We start from the raw sequence: 9548 nt of genomic DNA, 5'->3' as shown, positions 1-9548 counted from the left end.
TTTCTATCTTATTTTCATCTGTTAATTTCATAATAAATAGCCCTCCAAAATTTGTCCAAATTTTGGGGGCTATTACCCATTAAAACAACAAGAGGTACTTTTAAATTTCATATACTTAAAAATAAACATAGTTAAATAAACATTTTCCTACGGTTGTACTAACAACGTCAGGTTCCATGGGTATAATCTCAGCTTAAAAGCACCCCAAATGTTTTAATGATTAATTAAAATTATAACATCCGTTGATAACGGTGTCAAAAAACTAGCTTACAAAAGAAAATTATTTAATTTTCTTAGCTAACATAGTAGCAAAGCGCAGTTTGAATCTATTTCCATTAGCATCTGTTTTGTGGAGTTGTCCAAAATCTTCATTATATTTAATAAATTCCCAGTCTTTGTAATATTCTTTAAGCTCATTTTCTTTAAAAGTAAATGGGAAAGGAAGAGGACAAGGAGCATCTTCTGTAGACATAGCAGCAACAATTAAATTATAGCCACCGATGTTAGTTTGTTCTTGCATATTTTTTATTACACTAGGAATAGATTGTTCTTCGATAAACATTAAAACAACAGTTGATAGTATGAAATCATAAGTATTCCTAAGAGCTGCTGTATTTATATCGTAACTACCGATTTTAATATCTAGATTTTCAATTCTAGAAGTCTCCATTAAAAATTCTAAAGCAGGAATATTATTATCTACCGCAGTGACTTCGAAACCAAGTTTAGAAAGGAATAGAGAGTTACGTCCCTGACCAGATCCAAGGTCTAAAGTTTTACAAGGCTTGATCGTTTTTATGGCCTCTACCACTTCAGAATGAGCAGGATTAATATTGTATTTGTTAGCGAAATAATTTTTTGGTTCGCAATAAAACTCTAAGAAACATTCTAAATCATCAGATAAAGGTGCAACACGGTGCCATGCTTGTGGTTTCACGAACGGAATACTACTCTCAGGTGTAAATATATGCTCCTTCACAATCTCATTATCTTCAGTTAATTCTGTAAACTGTAGCTTTCCTTTAAGAATAGTTAATCTTGCCCAAACATCTTTTCTAGTATTGTGTTTATGTCTAAATGGTTCAGGTAGAGTTTGAGCAGTCCAATTTGGTAATCTTTTGTAACATACTAAGTTTTCTGTCATTTTAATCTCCTTACTAATGGATAATTTTAAGTTAATTATACCATGTAAAATATAAAAATAAAACAATAGATGAGTTTATCATTCGTATCTTTATTATGTTGATTTTAACTCTTTATGTTATAATAAAATAGAAAATAAATATTAATGAGGTAATGAAAAAATGGTAAAAGTATTATTTGTTTGTTTAGGTAATATTTGTCGTTCACCTATGGCAGAAGCAATATTTAGAGATATGATAGAAAAAGAAGGATTAAGCGAAAAAATTCAAATTGATTCAGCAGCAACTAGTAGTTGGGAACACGGTAATCCCGTTCACAGTGGAACTAGAAAAGAACTTGCTAAAGTTGGAATTGGAGTAGAGGGAATGTATTCTCGTATCCTTAATGATAGTGACTTACAAGCAGACTATATCATAGGAATGGATGATAGTAATATAGAAAACATTAAGAAATTTATCGCAGGAAGAAAAACTGGTGAGGTTAAAAAATTATTAGAATACGCAGGAGAAGATAGAATTATTGATGATCCATGGTATACAGGAGATTTTAAAACAACATTTAGTGATGTAACTAAAGGATGTACGGCTTTATTAGATAAAATCAAGAAAGAAGATCTAGTGTAATTATAAAGTTATTACAAAAGGATACTTATAGTTTTTTTAGGAGTAAAATGTAATTTGAAAATTTTAATAGAAAGGAGTAAAAGAGGATGAATATAGGCGATTTCGAAAAAACTGTATCACCAGTAATACTAGATAGAGGATATCTGTATTATAGAGATGATAAGATTAAGTGTTGTAGCCGGAATGTTGATGAATTTATTTTTGACGTGAGTGGGACAGAAAATTATCAAGTAATCGTGCAGATAGATGAGGATAATAATATAAAAAATTCTCGTTGTAATTGTCCGTATGATTTTACCTTTACCTGTAAGCATGAAATTGCAGCATATTATAAGATAAGGGAGACAGTAGAGTGCTTAGCCGAAAAAATTTATCGTGATGTAGTTTTTGAACAAGAGACTAAGAGTTTGGTAGAAAATTACAAAGAAAATTTAGAAAATATTGAGAAAAACAAAGAGGAACATGTCCAAAAGATAAGTGAGCTGTTAGAAACTTATTCTAAAGAGAAGTTGTTGGATATTTTATTAGAAATTGTTGAGAAGAACGGTGTAGTTAGGGATAGATTTTTAAAAGAAATTGAGCGTAAAGAGGCGTTACAATTAGATGAAAGAGAAATCTTAATAAAATATAACGAAAAAATAGATGAGTTATTTTTAGAATATGAAGAACTAGAGGAACAAGCACTAGAAGACTATGAAAATGGATATAGTTACGGTCGCTATCATTGGGAAGAATATGATGATAACTATGTAGACACAGAAGAATTAGAAAATAAAATTTCAGAAATTTTAAGTGATGTAGATGGATTATTAAATAATTTTGAATGTCTAAAATTGTCAATGAAGATTTTAGAAGGAATAGATAAATTAAATAAAATGACTGAAACTACTTCTTATCGTGAGGTTTGGGAAATAGTTATAGATTATTTTAGAGAAAAGTTAGCGAGTGCAGAGAATTTACCTATTACCTCTAGACAGGAGATATTTAATAGAATTAATAAATTAAATGTAAAAGTTAGTGATAGATATGAAATAGCGGTAGATATAGAAATGTTGGTTCAGTTTTGTGATTTGCCTGGAGCTAAGCAAGTACTTTTGTCAAAATTAAATTTTATAAGCGGAGTATATTATGATGAGAGTATAAATAATAGAACGGCAGAGCTAATATATAAAATTTATAAAAAAACTAATGATGAAAAAGGATTGGCACAATCTTTAAAGATGCTTTTGAGGTATGAGAGCATTAGAGATATTTATATTAGTAAACTAGAAAAAAATAATAATACCGAAAATATTTTAGATGCAACAAAATCATGGTCAGAAAATGGGAAGCATAGAAAAAAATGGCTGGAATACAGGCTTCAAATTTTCAAAAAATTAGATAATAATGCAGAACAAATGAAAATATTAGAAAAATTAGTATTATCGGGCGAATTTTCTTATTATGATGAATTAAAGAACATTCAAAAAGATGGCTTCGATAAATATTATCAAAAATTACTAAAAAAATCTAAAAAGAAAAAAGAAATATGGTGTGGGATAATTGTTAGAGAGCGTGATACAAATGAGATGCTAAGCTATCTGCGAGAATATCCTAGTGAAATTCCGAAATATGCTAGTCTTATTAAAGATGTGTATTTAGAAGAAGCCAAAAATATGTATATGAATTATATATTTGAGATGTCAGAATCGGTAGCAGACAGGAATCACTATAGGAATATTTGTAAATATATAGTTAAATATAAAAATCTTTTTGGCTTAGAAGATGGCATTGCTTTGGTAGATTATCTTGATGATAAATATAAGAAAAGACGATCTTTTAGACACGAATTAGTAGTGATTTTAGATGGTTATAAATAAAGAGAATGTAGTGCTGATAAGTTATTCGAGACATGCTATAGAAACTTTTAAAGATGCTAAGGTAAAAGAAATCCCAGGAGCAAGTCATGGATTTAGAGGAACTTAACAAGAAGATGCTGCTAAAGTGATTATTAATTTTGTAAAGGGAAGTATTTAAGGAGATAGATGATGGTAAACGTTAGAACGGTTGAATTACAAGATGCCGAAAATTTAGTAAATATTTATAGACCATATGTTGAACATACGGCTATCACTTTTGATTATACTGTACCAAGTGTACACGAATTCGAGGAGAAAATTTCAAAATCAATTCAAAGTTATCCATTTTTAGTAGCGGAAGAAGGAGATGATTTATTAGGATACGCATATGCTAGTGAGTTTTATCCGAAAGATGCATATAAATGGACTGCTGAAATTACGATTTATTTAGATGAAAAGGCTCGTGGAAAAGGTGTTGGAGAGAAGTTATATAATGAACTTGAAAAACAACTTTATGATAGAGGAATATGCAGATTAACTTCATGTATAGCATATCCGGATGAAGGTAGTGTATCGTTTCATGAGAAGAGAGGGTTTAGAAAGGTAGCTCATTTCGAAAAAGTAGGTTATAAATTTAATCGTTGGTATGATGTCGTATGGTATCAAAAAGATATTAGAGAAAATATTGAATAAAAAAGAGATTCCCACAAGAAAATTTGAATAATCTTGTGGGGATAGTTTTTATTTTGATATTTTTTGAGCAAGAATTACAGTGTATGGATAAGGGGAAGCAGAAAGATTCTCATTATACTTAATTATCCTCCAATCATTATAATAGTTTTTTAACTCACCTTCAATAAAAGTAAATGGGAATGGAGGGCATCTATGACCTGCTTTGTTTAATGCGCTCACGATTAGATTATAGCCACCATCATTAGTTTGTTTTTTGATATTAGCGATAATACTATGTATCCTTGTTGGGTTTAGATACATGAATACATCAGTAGCAAAGATAAAATTATATGTATCTTTTATATTAGCCTCGACAATATCATGTTTAAAAACATTTATATTTAGCTTTTCTTTAATTGATATGTCAGCAAGGTCTTGTAAAAATTTTGCATCAATATCAACTGCGGTAATTTTAAAATCTAATGAAGAAAGATATAAAGAATTTTTTCCTTGACCTGCTCCTAAGTCTAATGCTTTACAGGGCTTTATATACTTCATTGCAGCAACAACTTCTGGATGAGCTGGACTTAAATCGTATTTGTTAAAGAAGTAGTCCTCTGCGGTACAGTAAAATTCTAAATGAAACTGTAAATCAGTTGAATTAGGATGGATTCTAAATATACTTTCTGGTTCTATAAGGTTAATTTCACTCTTTTTATTTAAAGAACATTGTTTAATTACGCTGTTCTCTAAATCTAGAAAACTTAATTTCATTTTCCCTTTAACTATTATCAGTTTTGTCCAAACGCCTTGTTTAGTATAAAATCCTTCTCTATAGTTTTTTGGGAGTGATAGAGCAGTAATGTTTGAAGTGCGTTTAAAACAAAGTAAATTATTCTCCATAAGTTGCGCCTTTCATAGTAATTTACTAATATTATATCATGCAAAAAGTTTAAATAAAAATGATAACCTAAAGAATTGACATTAAATTGAAAGCGGTGTAATTTAATAGTATTAATAAAACAACACTATTTACATTGCCGATGTTTTCTATTATTATAGAAAATAAGAATTAATAAAGAGTAGGTGTTTTTATGAGAACAATAGTAATTTCAGATATACATGGATGTTTTTATACGATGAAGAAATTACTGGATGAAGTAAAATTTGATTGTAATGAAGATAAACTGATTTGTTTAGGTGATATGTGTGATAGAGGGGAAAATACCAAGTTAGTTTGGGAATATTTTTATAATTTACAAAAAGTTCACAAACAACACGTAGTTTTATTGGGAAATCATGAAGACATGTTTAATTTAGCAATAAAAGAAGCAATGTATGACAATACATCTTCAAAAAGACAAAATCACTATTTTAGAAATAATGGATTAACAACATTACAGTCGTTTTATCCAGAAGCAACAACGGAATCACGAAGAGAATACTTCCAAAAATTTGCTAAAGAACAAAAATATTTAAGAGTATGGCTAAAGAACCTCCCTACAAGATATGAAAGTGAAAATTATTATTATGTACATGCTGGTGTAGATTTTAATAAAAACTTTTGGGATCAAATACATCGTGATATGGTTTGGATAAGAGAACCGTTTTTAACGAGTGAGATGAAATATAATAAAAAAGTATTCCATGGACACAGCCCTGTTAAAGAAAATCCATATTATGAAATAAAGGATAATCGAATAAATATTGATGGTGGTTGTGTTTATGGAGGTAAGTTAAATATAATAGTAATAGAAAATTCTGAAATAGAGATAAGACAAAGTATAATATTAGAAGAGGATTTGTACGATAAAAAAGAAGGATAGTGGTTGATGAAATCAGCGCCTATCCTTCTTTTAAACAAAAAAAACCGAGCACATTTGTCTCGGTCTCTTATAGAAAAGGAAAGTTTATGAAGTTTATAACTATTTACTAGTTATGAATACATTATAATCTTCGAACCTTAAATATACTTTAAATTTAGTTTTAAGTAAAAAGATTGAAAAAATACATAAAAGTTTTATTTAAAAGTATTTATGGAGAATATTTATTATTTTTAAAAGAAATGGGAATTAAAAGTAACTAATAAAAATAAAGTAATTAAATTGTTTGCACAGATTTGAATTATGCTCTTCATTTTTAAATATTTCTAAATTGTTACAAAATGTATTTTGTATTACAAAATAGAAAATCTATTGATAATAAAATTTAGAATGATTATAATTAAGGAGAAGTAATTATTAAATTAAGAATTAAAACGATTTCGATGAAATGAGGATAATATACAATGAAGAAACAAGGGATAAAGATAACGAGTAAAGTTTTAGCAGGTTTGGTATTATTAACAGGAATAACATCACTTCCAACAAATGCAGTAGAAGTTAAAACTGCAGAAGTCGATGTAAATAAAGCTAGCGTAAAAGCAAAAGTATATGAATTAAATGGTCATTATTATGCAAAACTAGTAGCAGATAAAGAAGTAGCAAATGTAGTTGCTCGTATTACAACTGAAACTAAAGCAGAGTTTGTATTGAAAAAAGAACTTATTAAAGCTGGGGAAGAAGTTGTAGTAGAATTAGATATGACAGCAAAAGCTCCAACAAGAAAATTACCTCATACAGCAACTGTAAAAAAAGAAGGCTTTACTGCAGAGAATAAAGTAGGTGGGCACACATTCAAAGTTGATGTTCGTTATGAAATTGCGACTGATGAAGTAAAAGCAAAACAAAAAGAAATTCCTAAACCAGTGAACGAACCTAAAAAAGAAGATACGTCAGTAACTTCAGCAACTAGTGATCAAACAAAAGGAACTGAAGCTAAAACAGAACAACCGGCAGCAACAGCTTCTGCAGAAAATACAACAAAACCTGCAGAAAATGAAAAATCAGTTGAAGCATCAAAGGCAGCAGAGACAACAGTTGCTAGGCCAAATACTTCAGATAACGAAAAACAAGCTGATTTAGCTAAACAACCAACAACACCAGTAGCTGGAACAGATAGAAGTGCAGTAGCAACTCCAACAAAAGAAGAGACTAAGGCTACTGAAACTAAAGCACAAGTAGCTAAAGAAGAAAAAGCAGCTACAGCTACAAAAACAGAAGCTGAAAAACCGAATCAACAAACCTCAGCAGTAGGAAGTAGAGAAGAGCAAATAAGAAAAGCATTCTTAGATAAAGTTGCAAAATTAAGAAGTATTAATGGATTACCAGCATTATCTGAAAATACAGCATTAAATACTTCTTCTAAAAATAGAAGTAATGATGTGCCAACTCGTGAAATAGATGGAAATCTTCATGGACCAAATGGAACTATCAAATATGAAACAGATGCAGCAAAAGCAGCAGGATACTTTAATTCTATTTTAGCAAATGTTGCAATAACAGGTGATTCTGGAACACCAGAACAAGTTGCACAACAATTATTTGATATCTTATTTAAAGAGGTTGGAAATGTAGTAGCTAGATATCCATACGGGCACAGAAATACCTTATTAGATGCAACTGCTAAAGATGTAGGTGCAGGAGTAACAATAAAAAATGGTCAAGTATATCTTGTACAGCACCAAAGCTCTAATGCAGCATTCAATGGAAGTACTCCAAAAGCAGGTAAATATTTAGATGGATCAAATACTATTTATAGAAATGGTCGACCAGTATAAGATAATAAATTAAGAATATTAAGCTAATTAACATCAAAATTATAGAAAATCTAATTAGATTTTTAAATCTAGATGTTAGTTGGCTTTTTTTATTGTTACAAATTTATTAAGAAATTGAAGGACGCATCTACAAATGTAACTTATTATATTATAAAAAAGCTTACTATGGTGCTAATGTAACTAAATAAAAGTTTGTAACAATGTTGTAATGAAAGTTGGGGTTTATTACAAATTAGGAATCCTATTGATTGAAATATGTAAATCAGATATAATTAACACAACAATAAATTTTAGGAGAAATTTAATGAGTAAAACGAAATTGACTAGAAGAATATTAACAGGGTTAGTATTATTAGTTGGAGCATTTGGAGCAGTTACAGTTGCTAATGAAGTTAATAATGTGGCAGTTAATGTTAATAAAAAAGATGTAAAAGCTAGTGTTTATGAAAAAAATGGACACTACTACGTAAAACTTACAACAGCTAAAAATGTTACTAATGTAGTTGCACGAGTAACTACAGAAGATAGAAAAGAATATGTAGTTTAAAAAGAAACTATCAAAGTGGAAGAAGTAGTAGAGTATGAAATTGACTTAAATGCAAATGTACCTACTAGAAAATTACCACACACTGCGGTTAAAAGAGAAACTATTAAATCTGTTGTAAATTTAGGAGATCACACTTTCAACGCCGTAGTGAGTTATGATGTAGAAGTTGCTGATTCTCAAGAACAAGCAGCTAAACCAGTAGATAAAAATACTGAAAAGAAAACTACTCTAGATCAACTTGCTGAGAAGAGAGAAGTAACTGCTGAGCAAAAAGCTAAAGAAGAAGTAGAAGCTAAAAAAGCTGCTGAAGAAAAAGCAGTGGTGGATGCAAAATTAAAACAAGAAGCGGAAGCTAAAGCGGAAAAAGAAGCTGAAGCCAAGAAAGCAACAGAAACAAAAGTAACTGCAGATACTAAATTAGAACAAGAAGCAGAAGCTAAGAAAGCTGCAGAGCTAAAAGCAAAACAAGAAGCAGATGCGAAAGAAGCCGAAGCAAAACAAGTAACTACAGTAGCTGGTGGATTACCAGAAGTAACTGCTGCAGAATTGGTAGATCCTGCGATGAATGGATTAACTCCTCATACTAAAAAGATGAAAGTAGCTTTAGCGAAGAAATTCGGAATAACAAGCTTCTCACTATTTAGAGCGGGAGACAACGATGGTACTGGTCACGGACATAACTCTGGTATGGCTGTGGACTTCATGGTGCCTGTAAACTCAGCACAAGGTGACCAACTTGCAGAGTACTTAACTAAGCGCATGGATGAACTTGGAGTTTATTATATTATCTGGAAACAAAGATTCTATATGCCACAACAAAACATTTATGGACCAGCAAATACATGGAACATAATGCCTAACCGTGGTGGAGTAACTGCTAACCACTATGACCACGTTCACGTGAGTTTCAAAAAATAATAAACAAAATTATAGACAATTAACAGATGAAAATTACTATCTGTTAGTTGTCTATTTTACATTAAAAAACTAAATAATGCTTTTAAATTATAGTGTGAAGTAGTATAATTATAGATAAGTAGTAGTATAGGAGGTAAATATGTCAGAGA

At 30.1% G+C, this 9548-nt stretch carries 9 protein-coding genes and 1 riboswitch; of the genes, 7 read left to right on the top strand and 2 right to left on the bottom strand.

What is annotated here, in order from left to right; translation table 11 throughout:
* Positions 1-127: 127 nt before the first annotated feature.
* A riboswitch (TPP riboswitch) is annotated at positions 128-217 on the bottom strand.
* A gap of 63 nt (positions 218-280) precedes the next feature.
* Positions 281-1144, bottom strand: coding sequence for an SAM-dependent methyltransferase TehB (tehB, locus tag JX287_RS08860; protein WP_204644507.1), 864 nt, complete (start codon positions 1142-1144; stop codon positions 281-283).
* 160 nt (positions 1145-1304) lie between these two features.
* Between tehB (JX287_RS08860) and JX287_RS08855 the strand changes: the two genes are divergently transcribed.
* The 3 genes from JX287_RS08855 (at position 1305) to JX287_RS08845 (ending at position 4297) form a co-directional block, all read left to right on the top strand.
* Positions 1305-1766: a low molecular weight protein-tyrosine-phosphatase gene (locus JX287_RS08855; RefSeq protein WP_204644506.1), complete on the top strand. Its 462-nt coding sequence runs from the start codon at positions 1305-1307 to the stop codon at positions 1764-1766.
* An 86-nt stretch (positions 1767-1852) separates the two neighbouring features.
* A complete protein-coding gene (locus tag JX287_RS08850) occupies positions 1853-3625 on the top strand; it encodes an SWIM zinc finger family protein (RefSeq protein WP_204644505.1) in 1773 nt (590 codons plus the stop codon).
* 168 nt (positions 3626-3793) lie between these two features.
* On the top strand, positions 3794-4297 hold the full coding sequence (locus JX287_RS08845) for a GNAT family N-acetyltransferase (protein WP_204644504.1): 504 nt from the start codon (positions 3794-3796) through the stop codon (positions 4295-4297).
* A gap of 48 nt (positions 4298-4345) precedes the next feature.
* Here the strand turns inward: JX287_RS08845 and tehB (JX287_RS08840) are convergent, their stop codons facing one another.
* Positions 4346-5179 (bottom strand): tellurite resistance methyltransferase TehB, encoded by an 834-nt coding sequence (gene tehB / locus JX287_RS08840; protein ID WP_204644503.1) that lies wholly within the window; start codon positions 5177-5179, stop codon positions 4346-4348.
* A gap of 191 nt (positions 5180-5370) precedes the next feature.
* Between tehB (JX287_RS08840) and JX287_RS08835 the strand changes: the two genes are divergently transcribed.
* The 4 genes from JX287_RS08835 (at position 5371) to JX287_RS09005 (ending at position 9399) form a co-directional block, all read left to right on the top strand.
* The gene (locus JX287_RS08835; protein WP_204644502.1) at positions 5371-6102 is read left to right on the top strand and encodes a metallophosphoesterase family protein; all 732 of its coding nucleotides are present in this window, start codon (positions 5371-5373) and stop codon (positions 6100-6102) included.
* A gap of 461 nt (positions 6103-6563) precedes the next feature.
* Entirely contained in the window at positions 6564-7934 is a 1371-nt protein-coding gene (locus tag JX287_RS08830; RefSeq protein WP_204644501.1) for a CAP domain-containing protein, read from the top strand.
* 304 nt (positions 7935-8238) lie between these two features.
* A complete protein-coding gene (locus tag JX287_RS08825) occupies positions 8239-8481 on the top strand; it encodes a hypothetical protein (RefSeq protein ID WP_204644500.1) in 243 nt (80 codons plus the stop codon).
* A gap of 15 nt (positions 8482-8496) precedes the next feature.
* Positions 8497-9399 (top strand): hypothetical protein, encoded by a 903-nt coding sequence (locus JX287_RS09005; protein ID WP_239650384.1) that lies wholly within the window; start codon positions 8497-8499, stop codon positions 9397-9399.
* The last annotated feature ends 149 nt before the right edge of the window (positions 9400-9548 follow it).

The sequence above is a fragment of the Gemella haemolysans genome, assembly GCF_901873445.1.
In the GTDB taxonomy this organism is placed as follows: Bacteria; Bacillota; Bacilli; order Staphylococcales; family Gemellaceae; genus Gemella; species Gemella haemolysans_C.
The sequence above is the reverse complement of the archived record's forward strand: the minus strand, read 5'-3'. Positions and strand labels throughout refer to the sequence as shown.